This window comes from Gilvimarinus gilvus, assembly GCF_030518155.1.
Taxonomy (GTDB): domain Bacteria; phylum Pseudomonadota; class Gammaproteobacteria; order Pseudomonadales; family Cellvibrionaceae; genus Gilvimarinus; species Gilvimarinus gilvus.
The window spans coordinates 1-411 of the sequence record NZ_JAULRU010000580.1; the positions used below are offsets into that span (position 1 = coordinate 1).

Genomic DNA, 411 nt, shown 5'->3' on the forward strand with positions numbered 1-411 from the left:
CCTCAGAGCCTCATCGTTTCGTATGGTTTCAAGCAAAGAAGCGAGTTGATGTGCATCGACGTCTTCCTCTAACTTCATTAAGGGTTCGTCTGGCAACTCTGCCATCGAGCCATTCTTATTGATGATCGTTGGCAAACCATAAGCTAAACAGTCTAGAACCGTACCAGAGGTTTCTCCGCGAGAAAGCCCTCTCAACTGCACAGCCATGTCGGCCGCTTGTAAATAATCTCTGAACAAGTCGAGGTCCGCAAAGCCCGTAATTTTGATCCGATCTGCAGCGCCAGATTGCTTTATTGTCTGCAGCAGTTCAGCACCATATTCACCGCCATCATTTTTGCCTACAAAAACGAGATGACAATTCGCATCTGCCGCTAAGCTAGAGTCTATCCAAGCGCGCAACAAAATATGATT

At 47.0% G+C, this 411-nt stretch carries 1 protein-coding gene; it reads right to left on the minus strand.

Annotated features, from left to right (window positions below; genetic code table 11):
- On the minus strand, nt 1-411 hold a 411-nt coding region (locus QWI17_RS13780), incomplete at both ends, for a glycosyltransferase (RefSeq protein ID WP_302723100.1).